The sequence below is a fragment of the Alphaproteobacteria bacterium genome (genome assembly GCA_004295055.1).
Classification (GTDB): domain Bacteria; phylum Pseudomonadota; class Alphaproteobacteria; order SHNJ01; family SHNJ01; genus SHNJ01.
Map to the genome: position 1 here is coordinate 18,678 of SHNJ01000017.1, position 25,879 is coordinate 44,556.

Annotated in this window: 23 protein-coding genes; 16 read left to right on the top strand and 7 right to left on the bottom strand. The window is 48.4% G+C overall.

Annotation, left to right across the window (positions count from 1 at the left end; translation table 11 throughout):
• Positions 1–20: 20 nt before the first annotated feature.
• The 4 genes from pstA to EYC62_04550 all read right to left on the bottom strand — a co-directional run bounded on the left by pstA (position 21) and on the right by EYC62_04550 (position 5,472).
• Entirely contained in the window at positions 21–1,301 is a 1,281-nt protein-coding gene (gene pstA / locus EYC62_04535; protein TAH35375.1) for a phosphate ABC transporter permease PstA, read from the bottom strand.
• A 39-nt stretch (positions 1,302–1,340) separates the two neighbouring features.
• Complete coding sequence (gene pstC, locus EYC62_04540; protein TAH35298.1) at positions 1,341–2,723, bottom strand: phosphate ABC transporter permease subunit PstC; 1,383 nt, start codon at positions 2,721–2,723, stop codon at positions 1,341–1,343.
• 62 nt (positions 2,724–2,785) lie between these two features.
• Positions 2,786–3,811: a phosphate ABC transporter substrate-binding protein gene (locus EYC62_04545; GenBank protein TAH35299.1), complete on the bottom strand. Its 1,026-nt coding sequence runs from the start codon at positions 3,809–3,811 to the stop codon at positions 2,786–2,788.
• A gap of 212 nt (positions 3,812–4,023) precedes the next feature.
• Complete coding sequence (locus tag EYC62_04550) at positions 4,024–5,472, bottom strand: PAS domain-containing sensor histidine kinase (GenBank protein ID TAH35300.1); 1,449 nt, start codon at positions 5,470–5,472, stop codon at positions 4,024–4,026.
• Between the two features lie 80 nt (positions 5,473–5,552).
• On the opposite strand from EYC62_04550, the gene mutS reads away from it, so the two are divergent.
• Positions 5,553–8,198 (top strand): DNA mismatch repair protein MutS, encoded by a 2,646-nt coding sequence (mutS, locus tag EYC62_04555; GenBank protein TAH35301.1) that lies wholly within the window; start codon positions 5,553–5,555, stop codon positions 8,196–8,198.
• 5 nt (positions 8,199–8,203) lie between these two features.
• On the opposite strand, the gene EYC62_04560 is transcribed toward mutS, so the two are convergent.
• Positions 8,204–10,015 (bottom strand): hypothetical protein, encoded by a 1,812-nt coding sequence (locus EYC62_04560; GenBank protein ID TAH35302.1) that lies wholly within the window; start codon positions 10,013–10,015, stop codon positions 8,204–8,206.
• 138 nt (positions 10,016–10,153) lie between these two features.
• Here EYC62_04560 and murJ point away from each other — a divergent pair, with 138 nt between their 5' ends.
• Entirely contained in the window at positions 10,154–11,713 is a 1,560-nt protein-coding gene (gene murJ / locus EYC62_04565; protein ID TAH35303.1) for a murein biosynthesis integral membrane protein MurJ, read from the top strand.
• Here murJ and EYC62_04570 read toward each other — a convergent pair.
• On the bottom strand, positions 11,710–12,021 hold the full coding sequence (locus EYC62_04570) for a hypothetical protein (GenBank protein TAH35304.1): 312 nt from the start codon (positions 12,019–12,021) through the stop codon (positions 11,710–11,712). The two genes, murJ and EYC62_04570, sit on opposite strands and share 4 nt — an antisense overlap.
• A 117-nt stretch (positions 12,022–12,138) precedes the next feature.
• Between EYC62_04570 and trpS the strand changes: the two genes are divergently transcribed.
• From trpS to EYC62_04590, 4 genes are all read left to right on the top strand, one after another.
• Positions 12,139–13,140, top strand: a complete 1,002-nt coding sequence (gene trpS, locus EYC62_04575) for a tryptophan--tRNA ligase (protein ID TAH35305.1) — start codon at positions 12,139–12,141, stop codon at positions 13,138–13,140.
• A gap of 246 nt (positions 13,141–13,386) precedes the next feature.
• Entirely contained in the window at positions 13,387–13,935 is a 549-nt protein-coding gene (locus tag EYC62_04580) for a NifU family protein (GenBank protein ID TAH35306.1), read from the top strand.
• A 40-nt stretch (positions 13,936–13,975) separates the two neighbouring features.
• Positions 13,976–14,962 (top strand): hypothetical protein, encoded by a 987-nt coding sequence (locus EYC62_04585; GenBank protein TAH35307.1) that lies wholly within the window; start codon positions 13,976–13,978, stop codon positions 14,960–14,962.
• A complete protein-coding gene (locus tag EYC62_04590; GenBank protein TAH35308.1) occupies positions 14,963–15,640 on the top strand; it encodes an HAD family phosphatase in 678 nt (225 codons plus the stop codon).
• Here the strand turns inward: EYC62_04590 and EYC62_04595 are convergent.
• Positions 15,637–16,557 (bottom strand): chitin deacetylase, encoded by a 921-nt coding sequence (locus EYC62_04595; GenBank protein ID TAH35309.1) that lies wholly within the window; start codon positions 16,555–16,557, stop codon positions 15,637–15,639. The genes EYC62_04590 and EYC62_04595 overlap by 4 nt on opposite strands.
• Positions 16,558–16,726: 169 nt before the next feature.
• Between EYC62_04595 and EYC62_04600 the strand changes: the two genes are divergently transcribed.
• From EYC62_04600 to lnt, 10 genes are all read left to right on the top strand, one after another.
• Positions 16,727–17,317: a malonic semialdehyde reductase gene (locus tag EYC62_04600; protein TAH35310.1), complete on the top strand. Its 591-nt coding sequence runs from the start codon at positions 16,727–16,729 to the stop codon at positions 17,315–17,317.
• A 3-nt stretch (positions 17,318–17,320) separates the two neighbouring features.
• Positions 17,321–17,983 carry a tRNA (adenosine(37)-N6)-threonylcarbamoyltransferase complex dimerization subunit type 1 TsaB gene (gene tsaB, locus EYC62_04605; protein TAH35311.1) on the top strand — a complete coding sequence of 221 codons (663 nt, stop codon included), beginning with the start codon at positions 17,321–17,323 and terminating at the stop codon, positions 17,981–17,983.
• Complete coding sequence (gene rimI, locus EYC62_04610; GenBank protein ID TAH35312.1) at positions 17,983–18,462, top strand: ribosomal-protein-alanine N-acetyltransferase; 480 nt, start codon at positions 17,983–17,985, stop codon at positions 18,460–18,462. The genes tsaB and rimI overlap by 1 nt, the downstream gene beginning before the upstream one ends.
• A gap of 141 nt (positions 18,463–18,603) precedes the next feature.
• Entirely contained in the window at positions 18,604–19,419 is an 816-nt protein-coding gene (locus EYC62_04615; GenBank protein TAH35376.1) for a GNAT family N-acetyltransferase, read from the top strand.
• Positions 19,419–20,234, top strand: a complete 816-nt coding sequence (locus tag EYC62_04620) for a 1-acyl-sn-glycerol-3-phosphate acyltransferase (GenBank protein TAH35313.1) — start codon at positions 19,419–19,421, stop codon at positions 20,232–20,234. Before EYC62_04615 ends, EYC62_04620 begins: the two co-directional genes overlap by 1 nt.
• A 116-nt stretch (positions 20,235–20,350) precedes the next feature.
• Positions 20,351–21,760, top strand: coding sequence for a tRNA (N6-isopentenyl adenosine(37)-C2)-methylthiotransferase MiaB (gene miaB, locus EYC62_04625; protein ID TAH35314.1), 1,410 nt, complete (start codon positions 20,351–20,353; stop codon positions 21,758–21,760).
• A 74-nt stretch (positions 21,761–21,834) separates the two neighbouring features.
• Entirely contained in the window at positions 21,835–22,773 is a 939-nt protein-coding gene (locus tag EYC62_04630) for a PhoH family protein (protein ID TAH35377.1), read from the top strand.
• A 9-nt stretch (positions 22,774–22,782) separates the two neighbouring features.
• The gene (gene ybeY, locus EYC62_04635; protein ID TAH35315.1) at positions 22,783–23,331 is read left to right on the top strand and encodes an rRNA maturation RNase YbeY; all 549 of its coding nucleotides are present in this window, start codon (positions 22,783–22,785) and stop codon (positions 23,329–23,331) included.
• 3 nt (positions 23,332–23,334) lie between these two features.
• Positions 23,335–24,228: an HlyC/CorC family transporter gene (locus tag EYC62_04640; protein TAH35316.1), complete on the top strand. Its 894-nt coding sequence runs from the start codon at positions 23,335–23,337 to the stop codon at positions 24,226–24,228.
• Positions 24,221–25,729, top strand: coding sequence for an apolipoprotein N-acyltransferase (gene lnt / locus EYC62_04645; GenBank protein ID TAH35317.1), 1,509 nt, complete (start codon positions 24,221–24,223; stop codon positions 25,727–25,729). The genes EYC62_04640 and lnt overlap by 8 nt, the downstream gene beginning before the upstream one ends.
• Positions 25,730–25,879 lie beyond the last annotated feature (150 nt).

A 25,879-nucleotide genomic window follows, 5' to 3' on the forward strand; every position in this document is an offset into this window, starting at 1 on the left:
TCTGTTTTGCCGGGATTATACTACCATTTCTTTTCAAATTTATGACGCAGGTATAAAGCTAACCCATTCATAAATAACAAGAAAATAATCAACAGGACGATACCGGCGGCGGTTTTTTCGACAAATCCGCGTTCCGCGCTATCGGCCCAAATAAAAATCTGCACCGGCAAAACCGAAGATGGATTTAAAAAACCATCCGGGGTTGAGGTGATAAAGGCAACCATGCCGATCATTAATAACGGCGCGGTTTCGCCAAGCGCCCTGGCCATTCCAATGATCGTGCCGGTCATGATTCCCGGCATGGCAAGCGGCAGTATATGATGAAAAACGGCCTGCACCGGAGACGCGCCAAGCGCCAACGCGCCTTCGCGGATGGATGGCGGCACCGCATCAAGCGATGAGCGCGTTGCGATAATAATGACCGGCATGGTCATTAATCCCAACACCAATCCGCCCACCAACGGCGCCGATCGCGGCATGCCAAGAAATCCCAAAAATATAGCCAGCCCCAACAATCCATATACAATCGATGGAACCGCCGCCAAATTATTGATATTGGTTTCGATGATCGTGGTGAACCGGTTTTTTGGGGCAAATTCCTCAAGATAAATTGCCGCCGCAATTCCCAAAGGCAAAGCAAACAAAACTGTCACCAACATAGTCAGCAACGATCCAACCAAACTGGCCAGAATGCCGGCCAATTCCGGTTCCCTGGAATCGCCTGCGGTGAAAAACCGCCAATTGAAAATTGTTTCCAGAACGCCAGCCGATTGCAACGATTCCACGCGCGATAATTGGATATCGTTTAACCGCCGGTCTATTTCCGGGGTGCTGCGGTTCAGGCCGTTTTTAACCGCCATGTCGACATCGCTGGATGCCGGGATTTGCAACTGTACGGTTTGTCCCAATTTATCCGGGTTCTTTTGCATATACTGCCATACATCAGAACTTGCGCCGCGGCTGATAAGTTTTTGCAAATCGCGCGGTTCCGCATCCGGTATTATCTTCTGCAGCGCCGCGACAATTGGCGCCTGTAAATCGCCTTTGTATAGATCGGAAAAATTATGCGATTCTTTATATATCTCATCGACATCGATTATGGCCGGATCTAGCGAGACTTCCACATTAAGCACGGTTTGATAAATTGCGGTGCGCGCATTCCAACCGATTAAGCTTAGCAACATTACTAGAACCGCGATCGATAAAGTTACCGCCAGTTTTCCATACCAACGAAATCGCTTTTCCGCCCGCAAGCGCCGTTGCAAATGCGTGGTTTTTTCCAGCAGTGGCGGCCAGCTCATTGGCTGATGTTTTTTGGAATGCGTATTTTCTGTCATGATCTACTCATATTGTTCACGGTAGGTGCGTACGATGTAAATGGCCACAAAATTTAAAATCAACGTTACAACAAACAAAACCAATCCCATGGCAAAGGCCGCCAATGTCGTGGTGCTGGCGAATTCTTGATCGCCGACCAACAATGAAACGATTTGCACCGTCACGGTGGTTACCGATTCCAGCGGATTGAAAGTCAGATTTGCGGCCATTCCCGCGGCCATTACCACGATCATGGTTTCGCCGATCGCGCGGGACAATGCCAATAAGCACGCGCCGACAATCCCCGGCAATGCCGCCGGAATAACCACATGTTTTATGGTTTCCGCCGGCGTTGCGCCAAGGGCCAGCGATCCATCGTGCAAGCTGGTTGGAACGGCATGCAGCACATCATCGCTTAGGGATGAAATAAACGGAATCAACATTATGCCCATAGTCAATCCAGCCGCTAGCGCGCTTTCAACTTCGATATTGAGGCCGATTTTTTCTCCCAGCATGTTTAAGGCCGGGCCGATTAAAAGCGCGGCAAAAAAACCGTATACTACGGTTGGAATTCCCGCCAGCAATTCCAGCACCGGTTTTACAATCGCGCGCGTTTCCGGCTTGGCGTATTCTGAAAGATAAATGGCGCTTAACAATCCCAGCGGCACCGCCACCAGCAAGGCCAGGGCGGTAATCAATAATGTACCGGTAAAAACCGGTATCGCGCCGTAACCGCCGGATGATCCCACCTGGCCGCTGCGGATCGAAACTTGGGGGCTCCAATGGGTGCCGAATAAGAATTCGTGCAGCGGAATGCGTTTAAAAAATTGGAACGCTTCGAATGCCAGTGACAATACGATGCCCAGTGTCACAAATACTGCCAGAGTGGCGGTCAGCCATAAAAGAAAAACAATTATTTTGTCTGAAACCGACCGCGCGGATAAATCGGCGCGAATTTTATTGTATCCCACCCATCCAAACGCCGCCGCGCAGGCAATTAAGCCGGTGACCAGCCCGATGGCGGCCATTTTTTGATAATAAGATAATTTTTGCGCGGCTTCGACCATCCAGGGATCCGGCGTGTGGGCAATCTCGCCGCCATCGGCCAGAGTTTTAATATCGGAAATGATAAAAGAAATCTTTTCAGGGTTGGATAATGTTTCTACCGGAATTGCGGAATTGATCCATTGCAGTAAAATGTGATGCGAGCCGGTTTGCCAAAGAATAAAAAACAAGATCGATGGCAGGGCGCTCCACAACAGCACGTACAATCCATAATATCCGGGAACCGACGCTAAATTTGCGCGCTTGCCGCCGGAAAGGGCGATCGCTTTGGTGCGGCCCATTTTCCAGGAAATGAAAGAAGCAAGAACAACAATGCAAATAAAGTATAAAAATAGGCTCATCGATACCCCGTTTATAAAGATAAAAGGCGGGGGAGCAATCCCCCGCCTTGAATCATAATCGCTTACATCGTCAGCGGTTTTGCGCTTAACGCTTGTTCGCGGATTTGTTTGCGCTCGGTTTTTGGCAGCGGGACAAGGCCTTTGCTGACCAGGTATCCGTTATCGCCAAAAGTTTTTTCCGAAGTAGCTTCGGCAATATATTCTTTCAAACCTTTGATCGACGCCAAGTGCGCGTTTTTCACATAGAAATAAAGGCTGCGCGACAATTCGTATTTTCCGGATTGAATTGCGGTCACCGATGGCGCGGTTTTATCGATGGTGGCGGCGCGCAAATAATCGCGGTTTTGATCGAGGAAGCTGTAACCGAAAATGCCCAGCAATTTCGGATTCGATTCCAATTTTTGTACGATTAAATTGTCGTTTTCGCCCGATTCAACAAAAGCGCCGTCTTCGCGCAGCGTGTGGCAAGCTTGTTTAAAGGCTGTTTCGTCGGTTTTTTTCAATTCCGACAATTCCTTAAATGTTTTGCAACCGCCTTCCATGGCGATTTCCACGAAAGAATCGCGGGTGCCGGAAGATGGCGGTGGGCCCAATACGCTGATTTTAATTTTTGGCAAGGATGAGTCGATATCGCTCCAGTTCGTGTATGGGTTGGCGACCAATTTGCCGTTTTGCGGAACTTTTTGCGCCAAGGCCATATAAATTTGACGCAAGGTCAAATTGATCGGTTCGGCTTTTTTCGATTGCGCCAGAACGATGCCATCATAACCCAGCTTTACTTCGCTGATCGAAGTAACTCCGTTTTCATTGCAAGTTTTGAATTCGGTATCTTTCATGCGGCGCGAAGCGTTGGTGATATCCGGATGTTCGCCGCCAATGCCGGCGCAGAACAATTTGATTCCGGCGCCGGTGCCGGTGCTTTCAACGACGATATCGGTATATTCCGGATTGCGGGACAAATATTCGGCGATTGCGGCGGAAAATGGATAAACGGTCGATGATCCGACAACTCGAATTTGATCGCGGGCCATAGCCGGGGTAGTGGCAAGAATGATCCCTGCCAGGATGGTTAGAATAAATATTCTCATGGAAAAACTCCGTTACAGGTTGGAACAAAGCGTCCCAGCATTTACTACAGTAACATTACGGATTTATGACAAAAACGCCTGTAAATATTGGGGTTTTTTCTTATAAAGAGAAATATCAGCCGCATCGGCCTCTGACATAATTTTAGGTCAAAATGTTGCGCGGGTGATTGAAAATTTGACCGGGTGTTCCAATTTCATGGGCGGCGGGGGTTTTAATTGTAAATCGGCAGATAAATGGTGAACTTGCTGCCCACATTCTCCTGACTTTCAACAACAAGACAGCCGCGATGGCGGTTCAGGATATGTTTTACAATAGCAAGGCCAAGGCCGGTGCCGCCGACTTCGCGCGATCTGGCTTTGTCGACACGATAAAATCGTTCCGTCAGGCGTGGAATATGCTGCGCGGAAATACCCATGCCACGGTCAGAAACGCTGACAAAAACCACTTTTTCCTGTGACAATGGAAATTGCGGCGGAATATCGGTGGTTTGTCCGGCTTCGACAATAACGGGCGTGCCTGGGCGGCCATACCGGATGGCATTGGTCACAAGATTCGATATGACCTGAAACAATTCGTCCGCATCGCCCTGCACTTGCGGCAAATTTTCATCGGTCTTGATCTGCAAGGTCATGTTTTTTTGTTTTATCTGCATTTGCAGCATTACCGCGATATTGTTCAATACCGGTTCGATTTCCACCGCATCCTCTGGCTGGTGGTGTTCGCGCATTTCAATGCGCGACAAGGACAGCAAATCCTCGACCAACCGCGACATGCTTTTTGCCTGGGTTTCGATAATTTTCAGAAAATTTTTCTGCGCCGCTGCATCGTTGCTCGCGGGGCCTTGCAAGGTTTCCACAAATCCCAGCACGCTGGCCAAAGGCGTTCTCATTTCATGGCTGACATTGGCAACGAAATCCGCGCGCATTTGTTCGGTGCGCTTGATGGTGGTGATGTCGTTCAATGACAGCAACAAAGCGGATTTCCGTTCCTGTAACGTAAAGCCGCGATGTTGAATCGGCTTTACGCGGGCTTGGAAAGTGCGTTCTACCGGCACGCTTAAATGAACTTCGATATCGTCTTCCTGGCCGGATGCAATCGAACGCTGGCATGTTTCCAGCAATTGCGGATCGCGCAAAATGGTAATCAGATTTTTGCTGACCAATAAATCCGGAAATAATTCCCGCGCGCTGTTATTGGCGCGCAAAATGTGCAATTCTGGATCCAGCACCATAACCGGCTCCGGCAGGCTTTCCATTAAATCGGTTTGCGATTGCTGTAACGCCAGCATGGCCTCGGTCGTGGCGCGGGCGTCTTCTTGCAATTTGGACAAAGTAACGATAACGCCTTGCGCGGCTTCTTCCAGGCTCATATTGCGTTTGAACCGGGGGATACGATCCAGAATTTTCAGTTCGACCGCCAGGCTAAGAATTTTTTCCCGCACTTTCAGCCATGGGCGGATCATATAAAGTCCTTGAACCGCGATTAACCCCATGACGACATTCAATAATTGCGCGCAGGGCATCAGGCCTTCGGTACAACTAGGGGCCTTTAACAAGCCGTGCAGAAACAAGCCGGCCAGGGCCAAAAAAACCCATGGATAGGTTTTGTTGAGTATTTTGCCCAACTTGTTGACGTCGAAATCCCGGACTTTACCTCGCATGGCACCTTCGCTATTCTGGCCGAGTCTAAGCAGGGTTTAGGCAAAGCACAACATATAAGTATGACCTAGAGGCAGAGTTTATGGCGCAAGCCTTGCGATTATTTCCTGAAATAGAAACCAAATCGGCGGATGAAGGCGCAACGCCGTTGATGGCGCAATATTTAAAAATCAAACGGGAATATGCCGATTACCTATTATTTTTCCGTCTGGGCGATTTTTACGAATTGTTTTTTGACGATGCCGTGGCCGCATCCGCCGCGCTTGATATTGCCCTGACCAAACGCGGCAAGCATCAGGACAAAGATATTCCGATGTGCGGCGTGCCGTGGCATCAATCCGAAACTTATTTATCGCGCTTGATTAACAAGGGCTTTCGTGTCGCGATTTGCGAACAAGCCGGAGAGATTCCATCCGGCAAGCCCGGCAAAACCATTATTGAACGCAAAGTGGTGCGGGTGATTACGCCAGGAACCGTAACGGAAGAGAATTTATTACAATCGAAGCGCAACAATTTCATGTTGTCGGTTGCCGAAACGCAAGGCCAGTATGCGCTGGCCTGGATCGATTTATCGACCGGCGAATTTTATCTGCGCGATTGCGATAAATCCAGTTTGGCCAATTTATTATCGGCGATCGAACCGGGCGAGATTATATTGCCGGAAAAAATCATGGCGGACGCCGATTTCGCCGCGCTTTGGAAAAATTATGCGGCGATTCTAAGCGTGCAGCCAAATTCGCGTTTTCATGCCGACGGGGCAGAAGCGCGATTGCAGCGTTTATATAATGTGCAGACATTGGATGGGTTCGCCGCTTTCTCGCGCCCAGCATTGGCGGCCAGCGGCGCGTTGGTTGATTATATAGAACTGACGCAAATTGGCGCGCTGCCCATTTTGCAATGGCCGCGTTTGCAACAAAGCAATGAATTTTTGCAAATCGATGGCGCCACCGCGCGGAATTTGGAATTGCGCAGGCGGCTGGACGGCGAATATACCGGCAGTTTTCTGTCTTGTATTGATCGCACCATTACCGGCGCGGGCGCGCGAATGCTCGATACCATGTTGTCGCAGCCTTTAACCGATGTGGCGGCGATCAATGCGCGGCTGGATGTTGTGGAATGTTTTAAAATTAATGCGGAATTGCGGAAAAATATCCGCGCGCAATTGCGGCTTTGCCCGGATATGCAGCGCGCCTTATCCCGCATTTCTTTAAATCGCGGATCGCCGCGCGATTTAGCCGCTTTACGCGACGGCCTGCTGGCGTCACTGCAAGTAAAGATTTTGTTGCGTTCTGATAAAAATCCAAATCTGCTTAACGATGTGGCCGCCGACCTTGGCGATCAAAATGGATTGCAGCAAAAATTGGCGGCGGCGCTGGCGGCGGAATTGCCGATTTTCACGCGTGACGGCAATTTCATCGCGGCCGGATATTCAACCGAACTCGATTATCTGCGCCAATTGCGCGACGAAAGCCAGCGTTTGATCGCGGGATTGCAGCAAGATTATATTCGCAAAACCGGCGTTGCGAATTTGAAGATCCGGCACAATAATATTCTTGGATATTATATCGAAGTGCCGCCGAAATCCGCCGATAAAATGGGCGCCGATTTCATTCACCGGCAAACCCTCGCCACAGCGGCGCGGTACACAACGTCCGCCTTGAATGAAATGGAACAAAAAATATCCAAGGCCGCTGCGCAGGCGCTCGCGATGGAATTGCAAATCTTTGATGAACTGGTCGGCCTGATTAAAAACAAGGCTGGCGCCATTCAATCTTGCGCCGCTGCGATGGCGGCGCTGGATGTGTACACGGCACTCGCGTTACTCGCGGAAGAAGAAAATTATATTCGCCCCACATTGACCGATGATTTATCGTTCGCGATTGCTGGCGGACGTCATCCGGTGGTGGAACAATCGCTGCGTACCAAGGGCCAGGGATTTATCGCCAATGATTGCCAATTGCAAAAACCGGATGGGCAATTATGGCTGATCACCGGCCCCAACATGGCCGGGAAAAGCACTTACCTGCGGCAAAATGCCTTGATCGCGATTATGGCGCAAATGGGCAGTTTCGTGCCGGCATCGCAATGCACCATTGGCGTTACCGATAAAATTTTTTCCCGCGTTGGGGCGGCAGACGATTTGGCGCGCGGCCAATCGACGTTCATGGTGGAAATGGTGGAAACCGCCACCATCTTGCATCAAGCCACCGTGCGCAGCCTGGTAATTTTGGATGAAATCGGTCGCGGCACCGCGACATTCGATGGGTTGTCGATTGCCTGGGCGGTACTCGAATATTTGCATGATAAAACTTTGTGCCGCGGATTATTTGCGACGCATTACCATGAACTGACCGAATTGCAATCGCGCCTCGATCATTTGGCGTGTTACACCATGCGGGTCAAAGAATGGGAAGGCGAAATCGTGTTCCTGCATGAAATCACCAAAGGGGCGGCGGAACATTCTTATGGTATTCATGTCGCCAAACTGGCGGGATTGCCAGGCGATGTGATCGTCCGCGCCGATCATATTTTGCATCATCTGGAACAGCAAAAAATTGGCGGCGAAATGGGCGCGATTCCGGAAAAATCCACTATTGCCACCCCGATCATGCCGGATCATATTATGGCGCTGGTCGATGAATTATCATCGCTCGCCGTCGATGATCTGTCCCCTCGTGCGGCGTTGGATCATTTGGATCGGCTGAAAAAAATGGCCATGAAGAAATGATTTTCTTAGCGTCGCCGTTTACTGCTAATCAATAATGCTAGAACTATGGCACCACCGCCGACGCGGCACCATGGCACCACATCGCTATTATTTTGTAAACTGACCAATGACGCCGCTTTAGCCGCTGTTTGGATTTGTTGGGTTTTGGCAACCAATTCGGCCGGGGTCATGGCGCTGGGCATGAACCGCGCATTATCGGATTGTACTGTAACTGGGGAAACTCCATCGATTTCAAAAAGACGAGTTTGGCCGTTAAATTTGAAAACGATTGGTTTGTCCGACTGGACTTCCACCGGTGTCTTGGGGATTGATTCATAAAATTCTTGTTGGGCCATTTCGGCTCTTATTCGCGTATAAATTTGGCCAAATAACCCACCGAGTACTGCGCCCATTGTTGTAATAGAAACCCAAAGCAGCGTCTTGGTTCCAGAAAATGACCATGATGGAATCAATTTGGCTAAACGTTCCCGCATCGTTAATTTGATGCCTAATTGTTTCCGCCAAATTTCCAATATCGGTTTGCCTTCCCCGATGTCCGTCAATAATCTGTCCGGCAATTTTAAATGCGGTTTATAGAAACCAACAATTTCCCTTTGTTTGGATGGATCGAAACCGATAATATGATCAAGATCTATATCCATAAAAGGATTTTTTCTTGAATCTAATCGACGTTCAATTTCATCCGCAAGGACCAAAGCCCCTAAATACTGGCCGCCAATGTCGTTAGTTTGTGCGGCGGCTATATTTTTTGTTAATTTTCCATAATAAACCGATGCATATACCAATAGTTCGTTTAATCCCATTTTCTTTAATTTATCGCGCGCGGCAGTATAGGCAGCTTTGGCATCACCGCCCCCATTTTCTTGCAATGATATAGGTTCAATGACAAGGTCGAATTTTACGTCTTTACGGCGAATAGGCGCCCCGAAGAATTTTTTTATTTCAGGCAACTTCTTGGGCTTAAAAAAATCATCCCCGAATGTTTGGTAATCTAATGGGGTTTGATCATCTGGTTCCGGCATTAAATGTACGCCAATGCCAGTTGTTCCGGGTCTTATCGCGCCGCTAAGCCGCATAGCTGGATCTGTTATGGCGCGGCTGACGGACTCTCGAACTTCTGCAATGCTTCGACGCAGTTGTTCCGGCGTCATTTCGCGCAGCTGTTTTATTTTGTTAGTAATATATTGTGCGTAATATTCCGCTTCCGGATGTTTGCACAAATCTTTTATCTCTTCCCTTAATAGAAAAGGATCATAAACACCGCCGGCTTTTCCATATAATGCATTAATTAGATTAATGGTCGCGCTTGCGGCCTGCATGGTATAATGATCGTTATTGCCCACGTCCAAAAAGGGCGGTGATCGGAATTTTTTGGCGCAGATTAAAGAAAGAAAGGCGAGAGATAATAATACGTCTTCCAAACTAATAGTTGGTTCAGGTTTAGCGCTCATCACAAAGCTTGCCATTGTTTGGTGCAACACATAAAAATCCGTTGCCAATTGATGGTGGGTCAATCCATCCAATCGCTTTGTATATTCGGTAATTTCATGGTTCATACCCCCTAAATCCGCTAAATTTTCGGGGGCTCTGGCGGAGCGTTTCCAAGAATCAGCGCTTCTTTCTGTATCTTCTTCACCCCCCATCTCTATGTGGGCAAGTGGAAAACTAATATGAATATGCTGAGTATTTAATCCAACCGGCGGTTTTTCAGCCGCATAAAATCCACCCGTAGCCGCGCGCAATTTTTCCTCCTGAATAAATTCAGGCTTAAAAAAATTGTGCGGGATAATAGCTGAACCTTTTTTGTTTCTAAGCATCTCGTACCCACTTTAATAAAAATATATCTTTTAAAGATATAAACATATTTTTTAACCCCGTCAATATGAACGAAATCATTTTGATAAAACCTATTTAACCTTCAAAAAACCATGAAAATCGAATAACTTAACCGCATTATGGCATTGGGACGTTCGGTTTTCACGGTTGGCGGGTTAACATTTCTATCGCGGCTTTTGGGCATGGTGCGGGATATGGTTACCGCCGCCTATCTGGGCGCGGGGCCGATTGCCGACGCGGTGTTTGTTGCGTTTCGCCTGCCAAATTTATTCCGGTCTCTTTTTGCCGAAGGCGCTTTTTCGATCGCTTTCGTTCCAAAATTTACCGACATTCTGACGCGTCAAGGACGCGACAATGCGTTTTTATTCGCTGAACAAGCCATGGCGTTATTATTCGGCGCGGTGATGGCGCTTGTAGTGCTTGGCGAAATTATGATGCCGGTTATTATGCGCGTCGTCGCGCCAGGATTTTCCGACGATACCGGACAATTTGCCAGCGTGATTGAATTCGCACGCATTACATTTCCATACATATTGTTAATGTCGATGGTGGCGCTGCAAGGCGGCGTGATGAATTCACTTGGAAAATTTTACGCTTTCGCCGCAAGCCCATGCATCATGAACGTCGTGATGATTATTGCCATGGTGGTGATCACACCCCTAAGCCAATCGGCCGGACACGCCTTTGCTTTTGGCGTTCTGGCTTCGGGTATCGCGCAATGGGCGTGGATGGCTTATGCCATGCACAGCGATGCGGTAATTCTGCGACCGAAATGGCCGGTATTATCGGATGATATGAAAACGATGCTGCGCGCGATTGTCCCCGCAGCATTGGGGTCCGGCGCATTGCAGGTCAATATTTTAATTGGCGTTATGATCGGATCGTTCCTGCCGATCGGTTCGATTTCTTATTTATATTATGCCGACCGGATCAATCAATTTCCGCTGGGTGTTGTGGGCATCGCCATTGGCACGGTATTGTTGCCCGTTCTATCCAAACATATCAGCGCCGGCGATGCGGCCGAGGCGGCGCGCCAACAAAATCGAGGTTTGGAAATGGGATTACTGCTAAGCGTGCCGGCAACCATCGGATTGCTGGTGATTCCATTGCCGGTGATCGATGTGTTATTCGCTCGCGGCGCGTTCGATTATGAAGCCGCGCGTCAAACCGCCTATGCGCTCGCCGCATTCGCGTTGGGATTGCCAGCCTATGTAATGATGAAGGCCTTAAGCCCTGGATTTTTTGCGCGCGGCGATACAAAAACGCCGGTGAAAATCGCATTCGTCTGCGTCGCGATTAATACTTTATTGAATTTATTATTGATGGGATTAATGCAGCATGTCGGCATCGCGCTCGGCACATCGATCGCGTCTTGGATCAACGCCTATTTATTGGCAGCGGCCTTGCAATCCAAAGGATTTTGGCAGGCCGATGCACAATTAAAATCGCGTAGCCTGAAAATATTGATCGCGTCCTTGGTAATGGGCGCTGTGGTTTGGTTGTTGCAAATGGAATTGGAATCTTGGCTGCTCGGCCATTTCGCGCAAAAATTATTGGCGTTATTAACGCTCGTCGCTGCCGGCGTTATTGTTTACGGCGCTTTAGTTTTGATTTTAGGCGCGGTGTCGATCGCGGAGTTGCGGACGCTGAGGAAACCGAAATATTCTCAGTCTGATTAACGATAGCGGGACGCCTCGCGTATGGCTTTGTGAGTAATTATTCCACTGACTAACATAATGCCAACCGACTCTGCTGCCAATATACGCATTTTGTTTCTACGAACGATTTCATCGGATTTTACCGCAGTAATGGTGGGGGGCTGCTGCTGCGTTTTTTCTACAGTGCCAGAATTTGCGCCAATTGTGGCAACTTCAGATCCAATCCACCCAGGAACGACCACAAAATTTATCAGGCCCATCAATACTGTGGTGGCGCTACCCAGCAAAATTACCGCTGCTATTACTATTTTTTTAACAGGTACGTTCATGAATAAATCTCCACACGATTTATAAATTGGAAGAAGTTTATATCGTTTCTTTAAAAAAACAATGCTTTTGTTTTAAAAAAATCTTGTGTTCTTCCATTGGGTTGCTATGACAATTGCATGAATAAACGAATTCTCTCCGGCGTACAGCCAACCGGCAATTTGCATTTGGGCAATTATTTGGGCGCGATCCGCAATTGGGTGCGGATGCAGGACGACGCGCAATGTTATTTTTGCATTGTCGATTTGCACGCCATTACCGTGCCGCAAGATCCGGTGGCGTTGCGCCGCGCGACCATGGAAGTCGCCGCCGCCTATATCGCTTGCGGGATCAACGCCGAAAAATCGGCGATCTTTCCGCAAAGCCATGTACCGGGGCACCCGGCGCTGTCTTGGGTGTTATCGTGCCATACGCCGCTGGGCTGGCTCAACCGTATGACGCAATTCAAGGAAAAATCCGGCAAGCACAAGGATCAGGCGGTCTTGGGCCTTTACGCCTATCCGGTATTAATGACGGCCGATATTTTATTGTATAAACCCACCCATGTGCCGGTGGGCGAAGATCAAAAACAACATCTGGAATTGGCGCGCGATATCGCTGGCGCTTTCAACCGGCATTATAACCAAGAAGTCTTTCCATTGCCGGAGCCTTATATTCAGGGGATCGCCGCGCGGGTGATGAGCTTGCGGGATGGCACCAAAAAAATGTCGAAATCGGACGAATCGGATTATTCCCGTATCAATATGACCGACGATGCCGATACCATTGCCCAAAAAATCAAAAAAGCCAAAACCGATCCGAATCCTTTGCCATCGTCGAAAGAAGAATTGGCCAGCCGGCCAGAGGCGGATAATTTGCTAGGCATTTATGCGGCCCTGTCCGATCAAACATTGGAAGCTACCATTGCTCAATTTGCCGGCCAGCAATTTTCCGGCTTTAAAAACGCCCTAACCGATTTGGCGGTTGCCAAGATATCGCCCATTACTGCGGAGATGCGGAAATTAATGGCGGATGAAACTTATTTGCGCGGCATTTTGAAAAAGGGCGGCGATAAAGCCAACGCCCTCGCGGATCAAACTTTAACCCAAGTATATGATATTATTGGGTTTTACCCCCGGTAATACTATCACTACATTTTATTAATCTTTTATATTCAATCACTTAACTGGGCTTGACGTTATACCTTATATAGGCTATTTCCACGGTCACAATAATAAGAATATTTCCATCTGGCGTTTCCATCACGGATACGTTATAATGTCTAATAGATGGTTAATAAACAGGGCTTCATATCTTAATAAAGACTTAAGACCGACCTATATAAAGCCCGTCCAATAATGGACCACTGCATAGGAAATAGAATAAAAATGTTTATACAAACCGAATCGACACCGAACCCAGCCTCCTTAAAGTTTTTGCCGGATGCGGTGGTATTGGAAAACGGCACCGCCGATTACCCGAACGCGGATGCTGCCTCGGCTTCGCCCATGGCCCAGCGCCTGTTCCAGATCAATGGGGTTAAAGGCGTATTCTTGGGCCATGATTTTATTACCGTGACCAAAGACGCCTCGTATGAATGGCAGACTTTGAAACCGCAAGTTCTGGCCGCAATCATGGAACATTTATCTAGCAATCAGCCAATCGTGAATGCCGGCGCCGCGCCGCAATTGAACGCCGACCAAGTGGATGAAATTTCCGCGCAAATTATCGAATTATTGGAAACCCGGGTCCGGCCGGCCGTGGCCATGGATGGCGGCGATATCGCTTTCGACCGGTTCGAAGACGGGATTGTATTTTTGCATTTACGCGGATCGTGCGCCGGATGCCCAAGCTCGACCGCGACATTAAAAATGGGCATCGAAAATATGTTAAAACACTATGTGCCGGAAGTAATCGAAGTCCGGGCGACAAATTAATTTTATAAAAAATATATAAAAATCGATTTTGGGGGTAGTTATGATGAAACGCATTAAAAAGATACTGAATGAAAAGGCAGAGCTGCTGTTGCTGTGCTTTTTGCTGGGTTTTTGCTTAACGCTGATTCAACCGGCTAAATTCCAACCGGTCGCCAGCGTTGCCGAACAATTGGCGCGCGATTTCGCATTTCCACCGGCTACCTACCCAACCCAGGGCATTATCACCGTTGCGCATCATGCCGATTTAGACCAGATTTTCTCCGCGCAAGATTATGATTTGCGCCAATTGCAATCCGGCGGCAATTCGGTTCCAGCAATTTTCTTGACCCGCTTGCCCACCGATTTGCATGAAATCGAAACCGCGCAGGATAAAAAAGACCTTTTTATCCGTTCGGTTCTGCCGTTGGTATTGTTGGCTAATGACCACATCATCGAATCGCGCAAAAAACTGATCGCCGCTTGGAATAAACAGCGAAGCGGCACCGCTTTAACCGCCGATGAATTGGAATTTATCGCCAATTTATCCGAAGAATATAATGTGCCGGATCAAGATATGGCGAAACTGGCGATGCGCGTCGATGTGATTCCGCCATCCTTGGCGATTGCGCAGGCGGCCGAGGAAAGCGGCTGGGGAACATCCCGTTTCACCCGTCATGGCAACGCCCTGTTCGGCCAGCAAGTTTACGGCAAGCAAAGTGGTGGAATTCTGCCATTGCAGCGTGAGACCGGCCGCCAGCATTTGGTACGAAGTTTCGACAATTTGTTCGGCACCGTTTTGTCTTACACGCAAAATTTGAATACCCATCCCGCCTATGAAAACTTCCGCCGCATGCGCGCCGGTTTCCGTTATAACCGCCAATATATGGATTCGAACCGTTTGATCGAAACCATGAATCGTTATTCCGAACGCGGCGAAAAATATGTACAGACGATTAAACGCATCATCGATGCCAATGATTTGCAATCGCTGGACCGCGCTAAATTAGAAGCATCGAACACCGATTACTGGCGCCAGCGGATGATTTAATTGCACGCAAATTTTCTTGATTTTGATTTAATTATTTTTGACTGCGATGGAACGCTGGTAGATTCGACGCCAGTGTTTTATCCCGCGCTGGCGGAATACTTGCATGATCTGGGGTTTCCCGGATATAGCGGCGAGCAAGCCGAACGCGAATTTTTTGCCCTGGCGGTCGTTGATATTTACAAAATTTTGCAATCCAGGAAACCGCTGAATCTTTCCGTGAGCGATTTTATTGAAGACGTAGGGGCGCGTTACCGGCGGGCGATGTCCGGCAAGGTGATTGCGGCGCCAGGGATAGAAAATTTGCTGTCCTGTATACAGGATAATGGCGTTACCATGCGTGTGGCTTCGAATGGGGAGATTGCCAATATCCATGCGGTTCTGCAGTGTGTGGGGTTAAAACGATATTTTGCGGACTCGGCATTGTTCTCAGCCGAGCAGGTCGTCAATCCAAAACCCGCCCCGGATTTATATCAATTGGCGTCGGCAGGATTCGAAGACAAGAAAATTCTAGCCGTCGAAGATAGCGTCATGGGCATTCGGTCGGCCAAAGCGGCGGGATTAAAGGTTTGGGGATATACCGGTTTTGCATCCAATGCTGTGAAGGCCGCGCAAGACTTATCTGCCGCTGGGGCGGATTACATTATAGCCGATTTTAATCTTTATAATATCGCGGCCTAAGGCACGATATATTGTCTTCCAATCCAAAACCAGCGCCTGGTTTCTTTATCCTGCATGGTACAGTTCAAGCGCGCACGGCCTTTGGTCCAGGGTTTCAACAAATGCAATTCCACCGTTTGTTCTTTAATTTGCATTTTAATTTGATCTTGGTCGGAGGCATAGCAACTCATTGCCGATGGGTCCATTCCTTTTGCCAAAGTAATGGAAAAACCAGGCGGATTTTGATCCAAAACGCTGTCTTGTGGACCCTTAATTCCGGCTTGCAGGGGCATCGCACGCGCCGCCTGTTCAAATCGCGCCGCATCGCCATAATGTTCGTTCAATGAAAAACGCGGCAATTGATATATGTCTTCCTGGCGCGATGTTACGCCGGAATGCTGGCCAAATGCCGCGATGAAATTAATTCTTTTAACAACAGCGGTGGCGGCATTGCTGAACTCGCCATAAGGATAGGCAAATAGCTTGGGTTCCATACCCAATTCATCGGCGAATCTTTTTTGAGATCCGATAATTTCCTGTGCATTTTGCAAGTCGCTTTGCGCGTACATATGGGCATGCGATTTGGTATGGTTGCCGATGGTCACAAGGCCGTTTTTCTGCAATTCGCGCAACTGATCCCAGTTCATATATGACTTGCTGTTGCGATCGATATCGTCGGTGGTAACGAACAGAGTGAAGGGAATGCCGGCTTTTTTGAATCGTGGCCAAGCTTGTTCGTATACCGATGCGGCGGCATCGTCGACGGTAATGCCCACCGTATAATCCGGCAATTCTTTGCCGGATTTTATATACTCTACGATTTTCTCCACCGGCCAGATGGTATAAGGGCCTTGTTTCAGAATTTTGATATGGTCTTCGAATTGGTCCAACGAAATATTGGTCGATGGGTAATTATCTTCGCCAAACCGGTGGTACATAAATATAACCGCGTGATTTGCGGCCCATACGGGGCTGCTATAAAATAACACTGTAAAAATAAGGGCTATTAATTGCCGCAAATGCCACCTTTACAAATTGTCTTGCCGGATTACTTGTACTATATCTTTAAGCCTTAATGCCGTTCAACTTGTTTTATGGAGTTTTTTCATGTCCGCCGCCATTGATAATAAGTCACTAGATATTTTGTTTCGTGAAGCCAGAACCTATAATGGTTGGCAGAAAAAACCGGTTGATTCAAAGTTGTTGCAAGATATTTATGATCTGTACAAATGGGGTCCGACTTCCGCCAATTGCGAACCGTTGCGCATTGTATTTGTTCAATCGGCCGAAGCAAAAGAAAAACTGAAATCCTGTTTGCAGGCAGGCAACGTCGATAAAACAATGGCGGCGCCAGTAACCGCCATTCTGGCAAACGATATGGAATTTTATGAAAAATTGCCAAAATTGTTTCCGCACGCCGACGCAAGGGCCTGGTTCGTTGGCAATCAGAAATTGATTTCGGATACCGCCTTCCGTAACGGCAGCCTTCAGGCCGCTTATTTTATGCTGGCGGCTAGGGCATTTGGGTTGGATTGCGGGGCAATGTCCGGATTCGATCAGGCGAAATGCGACGAAATGTTTTTTGCCGGCACCAGTTATAAATCGAATTTTCTGTGCAATTTGGGTTATGGCGATAAGGCATCGTTATTCCCGCGCAGTCCCCGCCTCGATTTCTCCGAAGCCTGCAAGATCGTTTAAACCGTGGCATTGATTCTGGGAATTCATGTGGATTCAAACGGATGCGCGGTGGCGCTGTCCGATGGCGATGCAATAGTCGCATCCGAATCCGCCTCTTCCCAGCGAGGCGCCAATGAAAAATTAATACCGATGATCGACGCAGTTCTGGCCGGATCCAAAAAAATCTTGGGTGATATCGATTGGATCGCGGCCAACGTAGGGCCGGGGTCGTTTACAGGAATCCGCGTGTGTTTATCGGCGGCGCATGGGCTGGCGATTGGGTCCGGCAAGCCGATATTCGGCGTGCCGCATTTATCGGCGCTGGCCGCCGCGCTTTCTGCGGACGCAATGAAGGGTAAGGGAATTTTTATCGCCGAGCTTTCCGGCAAGGGCGATTTTCATGTTGCCGCCTATGATGACGATTTAAAACCGATTTTGCCGCCAACCCGTGCCGGCGACTTTTTTACCTATATGCCGCCGCAAGATAGACCTTGGATTTTGATCGGCAATGCCGCTGCGGATGCCAAGCAAGCGCTTGGGTTTGGCGAAGTTTTATCTTCCGATAAAATGAACCTTGCCGAGGCGGTTTGCCGGTTTGCCGCGCAGAATCTGGATCATGCCAAGCAATATCCCGCCAATCCTCTATATTTCCGCGATGCGGATGTAACATTGCGCGCTCCGGATTAATGCCTAATAAGGATCCCATTACAATTTCCCCGCTGGGTGCTTTGTCCCCGGATTTCGCCGCGGATGCAGTTTTTGCCATTATTCAAGATGCCATCCCGGACAGTTGGGATTTTAAAACGCTAAAAAATTTACTGGCCAGGGAACAGGCATTCGGATTTTTAGCCATGCAGAATACTATGGTTATTGGATTTATCGCCGGAACCAAATTATTCGAAGAAAGCGAAATATTGTCTTTTGGAGTTCTAAAAAAATATCAGGGCCAGGGCATTGGCGAACGGTTATTGAAACATTTCCTAGAAGAATCTAAGGCGGGGGGAGCCAGTAAAATATTGCTAGACGTGGCGGATGATAATGTTGCGGCTATTGGCCTTTATCAAAAATATAACTTTACCGTTTTCGGGGTGCGCGAACGATATTACGCCAGAGGCGGCCAAAACAGGGTCAATGCCATATTGATGGCGTTATCCCTGGCTAAATAAGCGCTTGCGCCTGTGGAAACTGTCGCATAAATTACCTAAAACCGTAACATTACTGTCCCTTTTGATCGTTATAAAAATAACCAAACAACGGGGACGCCTATGGAAGCTATTCATTATCACGTGACTAAACCTGCTGTCCTTATGCCATTCGCCACGCCCGTGCCATCGCAATTTTTCGGCACGATGGAGGCGCGCCTGGCATCCGATGAATCGGAAATTCGTGCCGCGCAACAACTGCGCTATAAAATCTTCTACGAAGAAATGGGCGCGAAACCAACCCCAGAATTTCAGAAACAAAAACGCGATTTCGATAAATACGACGATGTTTGCGATCACCTGCTGATTTTGGATCATAAGATCGGCAAGGGTCCGGATGCGATTGTCGCCACCTATCGTTTGATTCGCCAATCCGCCGCGGAGGCAGTTGGCGGTTTTTATTCCACGGCGGAATACGATATTTCTAAAATCATGCAATTTCCAGGGAACTTGTTGGAACTTGGCCGGTCTTGCGTGCATGAAAAATACCGCACCCGTCCAACCATGCAGTTATTATGGCGCGGCATCGCTGGATATGTATTTCATCACAAATTGGATTTGATGTTCGGCTGCGCCAGTTTTCATGGCAATGATGTCATGGCGCACGCGGAATCTTTATCTTATTTATATCATTATCATTTGGCGCCGGAACGGTTGCGCGCCAAAACGCTGCCTGATTTATATGTCGATATGAATTTGATGCCGAAAGAATCGATCGATCCCAAGCGCGCATTGATGGCCTTGCCTCCATTGATCAAGGGCTATATGCGGCTTGGCGGATTTTATGGCGATGGCGCGTATATCGACCAGCAATTCAATTCCATCGATGTTTTTGTGATGGTGCAAACCGATCAAATAACCGACAAATATTTTAAATATTATGAACGCACGACCATTACCAATGGAAGCGAGGAGGAGTAATGGCGCAAATCCTGGCCGCTTTGCGTTTGATTGTTATCGTTATTATTACCCTGATATTGATGCCGGTGCAGGCGGTATTGGTTTTGCTGTTTCCGAGCCAATATAGTTTGATCCCGATTTATTTTCATTCGATGTTATGCAGAATAATCGGCTTTGAAATCGAAGTGCTTGGCCCGGTCAGCCATAAACGCCCGACCTTGTTTATTTCCAATCACAGTTCCTATCTCGATATTATTGTTCTCAGCTCTATTCTGCCGGTGTCGTTTGTGGCCAAGGCCGAAATTGCCGGATGGCCATTGTTTGGCTGGCTGGCGAAATTGCAAAAAACTGTCTTTATCAATCGCCGCCGCAGCGATGCCAAACAACATGTCGATCAAGTATCCAGGGCGCTGCATGCCGGGCAGAATCTGGTAATTTTTCCCGAAGGAACCAGCAGCGATCACAACCGTATCCTGCCTTTCAAACCGACTTTGCTGCGTGTTGCGGATTACAAAGTTGACGGCAAGCATATCGATGTTCAGCCTGTATGTATCAGTTTGCTGGGGGTAAACGGTTTGCCAGCCGGAAGATTTGAACGCCCCTATTACGCCTGGTTCGGCGATGTGGATTTAATCCCGCATCTATGGACTCTTTTGGGTCTTGGCCGGATGCAGATTCGGGTCGAATTTTTTGAACCTATCCGGGCGGATCAATTCGAAAATCATAAATCCATGGCGCAATATTGCCAAAACTTGATTTCCTCAGCCCATTCCAAGGCCTTAACCGGGCGGGAGCCATTATCGCTTCCTCCGCAAATTGCGCTGCAACCCGCCTAAACCATTGTCATTCCAAGAAAAATCAAGAGACTGCTGATCTTGACAGGGCAGACGATCCTGCTAGTTTGTCCTCATTCCCGGCCCAAATCGGTGCCGGGTTTGTTATTGTTGGGCTAATGACGGAAAAGAAGACCAAAAAATTATTCATTAAAACCTATGGCTGCCAGATGAACGTATACGATTCTGGCCGCATGGCGGATTTATTGCGTCCATTGGGTTATGAAACCGGCGATTCGCCCGGCGATGCCGATATGATCATTCTGAATACCTGCCACATCCGTGAAAAAGCCACCGAAAAATTATTTTCCGACCTTGGCCGCTTAAAGCCATTCAAGCAGAAAAAAGAACAACAAGATGGCCGTATGATTCTAGCGGTTGCTGGCTGCGTTGCGCAGGCGGAAGGCGAGTTGATCGCATCCCGCGCGCCTTATGTCGATATGGTATTCGGTCCGCAAACTTATCATCGCTTACCGCAGATGGTGGCCGAAGCCAATCGTGCCGCCGGCTTGGTGTTGGATACCGATTTTCCCGCCGAAAGCAAATTCGATCATTTGCCCGAAGAACAGGGCACCAATGGCTCATCCGCATTTTTGGCTGTACAAGAAGGATGCGATAAATTCTGCACTTTTTGCGTTGTACCTTATACGCGCGGCTCGGAATTCTCGCGCCCAGCCCAGCAAATTTTGGACGAAGCCAGGCGTTTAATCGACTCCGGCGTAAAGGAAATTACCTTATTGGGTCAGAATGTGAACGCTTTTCATGGCGACGGTCCGCGTGGCGATACTTGGAATCTGGCGCAATTAATTTCGGCTCTTGCCGATATGAACGGATTGGAACGCATTCGATATACCACATCGCATCCATCCGATATGGACGATGATTTGATAAATGCGCACGGACAAATCGAAAAACTGATGCCGTATTTACATCTGCCGCTGCAATCCGGTTCCAATAAGATATTGGAAGAAATGAACCGTAAACACACGGTGCAAAGTTATTTCGATATCATCGAGCGTCTGCGCCGGGTGCGGCCCGATATTGCCTTGTCGTCCGATTTTATCGTTGGATTTCCGGGCGAGAGCGAAAAAGATTTCGAAGATACATTGAACGCCGTGCGCCAAGTTACTTACGCCAGCGCTTATTCTTTTAAATACAGCCCACGTCCAGGCACGCCGGCGGGAGCCTATGAATCCCAGGTGCCTGAACCGGTAAAAGAAGAGCGTTTGGCCAGATTGCAGTCTTTGTTAACCATTCAACAAACCGCCTTTAACAGCAGCAAATTGGGCGAAGTTTTGCCGGTTTTGTTCGACCGGGAAGGCAAGCGCGATGGCCAATTAATGGGCAAAACCCCGTTTTTGCAATCGTTATATGTGGACAATGCCAATCCGCGCCTACAGGGTCAAATTGTCCCCGTTCGCGTGACCGGCGCATTTCAAAATGGCCTCAAAGGTGAAATTCTGCTACAAGAAAAAGATACCATGAACGCGCCTGTAAACATTTCCTTTCCGCAAGAGGCTGCAATTTGACCCCCTCCGACAATCAAAACGGCGATACCGCCGTTTCCACTTATTTGCAATTTGATGATAACCGTTTGCTGTCGATGCTGTTTGGCGAATACGACAAGTATATCAGCCGCATGGAACAGCAGTTGGGCGTCAGCGTCCTGGCGCGAGGCAATCAGATTTTAATTTCCGGTTTGGTTGGTCCTGTGGAAATTGCCAAAACCGCGTTGAAAACTTTGTACAAGCGCCTTGAAAAAGGATTGATGATCAGCGTATCCGAAGTCGATGCCGCCATGCGCATGGCAAGCGAATCTTCGACGCGCAAGCAATTTACCGACGAAGCGCGCAATGATGGCGCTGCAATCCGGACGCGGCGGAAACAAATAACCGCGCGCACGCCAAAACAAGCCGAATATATGAAATTGCTGCAGGAGAATGATTTGACCTTCGGTTTGGGCCCAGCCGGTACCGGTAAAACATATTTGGCAGTCGCGATGGGTGTATCGTTGCTGATGGATAATAAGGTTGAGCGTATCGTATTGTCGCGCCCGGCCGTCGAGGCGGGGGAACGTTTGGGATTTTTGCCCGGCGATCTGCGCGAAAAAATCGATCCGTATTTGCGTCCGCTTTATGATGCTTTGTACGATATGATGCCGGCCGATCAGGTGTTGCGCCGCATTGCCAGCAATGAAATTGAAATCGCGCCACTGGCATTCATGCGCGGACGGACTTTGTCCAATGCGTTCGTGATTCTGGACGAGGCGCAAAATACCACATCGGTGCAAATGAAAATGTTTTTGACGCGCTTGGGCGAGGGATCGAAAATGGCCGTCACTGGCGATTTGTCCCAGGTCGATTTGCCGCGTGGCGTCCGATCCGGTCTCCGCGATGCGGCCGAAGCGCTGAAAGGCATTGAAGGCGTTGGTTTTTGTCAGTTTGCGGACGCGGATGTGGTGCGTCATCCGCTGGTTACCCGTATCGTTCGCGCCTATGCAAGTTTCGAGAAGAATATTTACGACAAGTCCGAATCGGCTTAGTTGTTGATTATGAAACCTAAAACCAAAAAAAGAAAAATCCGGCCCCGATCGTCTGTGAAGGCATATGTGATTTGTGATGTGGCCGGATGGAAAAAAATATCCGCCGTTGAATCTAAATGCCGCAAATGGGCCGCCGCAGCGGCCAGCGCGGTTTTAGGGGGATCGCGCGCCGAACTGACAATAGTTCTAAGCAATGACAAGTTATTGAAACGGCTGAATTGCGATTGGCGCGGAAAAAATAAACCGACCAATGTTTTGTCTTTTCCAAATTATGACCGCGTTATTGTGAAGGCACTGCAAAAAAAACGCGGGGTAAAAGAGCCATTAATGCTGGGCGATGTGGCGATTGCCTTGGAAACCGTTAAGCGCGAAGCCAAGACCCAACATAAAACTATCGAAGCGCATTTGGCGCATATGGTGATTCACGGAACCCTGCATTTGCTGGGCCACGACCATATGGTCCAAAAACAGGCTAAATATATGGAAACATTGGAAAAAAATATTTTGCGCCAATTCGGTTTTTCTAACCCATATGAATATGGTAAGGTGAAAAAATAAATTATGATCGATTCCACACCCTCGCAGTCGCTGGTATCCCTGTTTAAAAATTGGCTTTTGCGCAAAATTGGCCGCAGCAAGGCCGAACAGGATCTGCGCGAAACTATCGAAGAAATCATCGAAGACCGTGTTGAGGAACAATCCCCAATCGCCGGGGATGAAAAAAAATTATTGGCCAATATTCTGCGGCTTTCGGGCGTAACGGTGAACGACGTCATGGTTCCGCGATCCGATATTATCGCGGTCGAAGCCAGCCTGCCATTTAACGATATTGTAAAGGCGGTGATCGAATCCGGACATTCCCGTTTGCCGGTGTACCGGGAAACTTTGGATGATGTGATCGGAATTGTGCATATCAAGGATGTGTTTTCTTGCTATGCGCAGGAAAAATCCGCCGATCTGCACCGCTTGTTTTTGCCGCCTTTATTCATTTCGCCAAGCATGCGGGCGCTGGATTTATTATTGAAAATGCGGGTCACGCATAAGCATTTGGCGCTGGTGGTTGATGAATATGGCGGAACAAACGGTCTTGTCACCATCGAGGATTTGATCGAGGAAATCGTCGGCGAAATCGAAGACGAACATGATGTGGCGGAGGCGCCGAAATTAATGCCGCGCCCTGATGGAACGGTGTTTGCCGATGCGCGCGCGACGATTGAAGAATTCGAAGACTGGGCAGGCCCAATTTTGGATGATGAGGAACGCGAAGAAATTGACACGGTCGGCGGACTTGTATTCGCCCTGATCGGCCGCGTTCCAGGGCGCGGTGAAATTGTCACCCATCCATCCGGATTGGAATTTGAAATTATCGATGCAGATCCACGCCGTATTAAGCGGGTGCGGGTAAAGAAAACGCCGCTTGCCACGCCGGAATTGAAAAAAACCGCCGATGCTTAATTTTCATCGCGATAGTATTTTACATCGCGCCGATAAAATCGTGCGGGCATCCGGCCTTAGAAAATATTTTTGTTTGTGGGCGCTTGGCGCAATCGCCGCGCTAGCCATGCCGCCATTATATTTTTTTCCAGGAATTTTGATCGGATACGCGGCTTTGTATGTATTGCTGGCGCGTTCCGGCAGTGCGCGGGAAGCGGCTTGGATGGGATTTTTCTTTCATCTTGGCTATTTTATGATCGGACTTTATTGGATAAACGCGGCGTTGCTGGTCGATCTTTCCTTTGCTTGGATGATTCCTTTGTGCGCGATTGGATTGCCGGCATTGCTGTCTTTATACGGGGCGTTGTTGGGGGGGGCCACCAAACTGACGGCTAAAAAATATTCTTTCGGTACCATGCCCCACGCTTTCTGTTTTGTTGCGTTGTTCTTTTTGTGCGAATGGATTCGCGGACATGCTTTAACCGGGTTTCCGTGGAATTTGACAGGATATGGTTTTGGATTCAGCGATTATTTGGTGCAAACCGCATCGATCGTTGGCGCTTATGGTCTTGGCGCTATTGTCGCTTTTTTTTCAGTGGCGCTGGCTTGCTGGGTTTTGGGTTGTAAAAGATTGCTGGCCGCATCCGGCGTGTTATTGATTGCCATGGCTGCATTCGGTGTTTGGCGATTGCCAGCCGCGGCAATGGACACGGTGCCAGATGTACGACTAAGGTTGGTTCAAGGCAATATCGCCCAGGAATTGAAATGGGATCACAAATCAATTCAGAAAAATTTTTATAAATACCTTGATCTTTCCACGTTGCCGGCGGCTAAGCCGCCAACGCATATCATCTGGCCGGAAACGGCAGTATCTTTCTTGTTGGATAAGAATCCGGAAGCAATGGCCGCTATTCAGGAAATAGTGCCGGTAAATGGCGCTGTAATTCTGGGGGCGCCGCGCGTGGATTATGCAGACCCGTCGTCTCCCGATCCGGAAATTAAAAATATTTACAATAGCATTCTTGGAATTGACTCCAATCGTACTATATTATTTTCATACGATAAGTCGCATTTGGTGCCATTCGGCGAATATGTGCCGTTACCCGGATGGTTCGGTATAAAAAAATTGGTGTCGGGAATTTTCGATTATACTCCCGGTCCGGGACCGCAAACCGTAACGATTGATGGATTGCCGCCATTCAGCCCATTGATTTGTTATGAGATCATTTTCCCGGGACGAGTCACCGATGGTACCGGTCGCGCGAAATGGTTGTTGAATCTTACCAATGACGGTTGGTATGGCAACACCGCAGGACCGTATCAACATTTGGCCGAAGCGCGCATGCGGGCGGTGGAAGAAGGTTTGCCCATCGTGCGTGTGGCGAATACCGGTATAAGCGCGGTAATAGATCCTTATGGCAGAACTGTGGATCAATTGCCATTAGGCCAGGGCGGGATTCTGGATATTTCCTTGCCCCAATCGTTACCCACGGCAACCTTTTATACGAAAGTAATAAAATAATTATACGATTGAGAAATTAAGATTTATTTTTGTACATAAAAAAAGCTAAATTTAGTTTTACATTCATGACATAATGTACTAAATAAGCACGCTATTGCATGCATAATTTGTTTGCAACATGTGTTGTTTATGTTGAATATTACACCGATA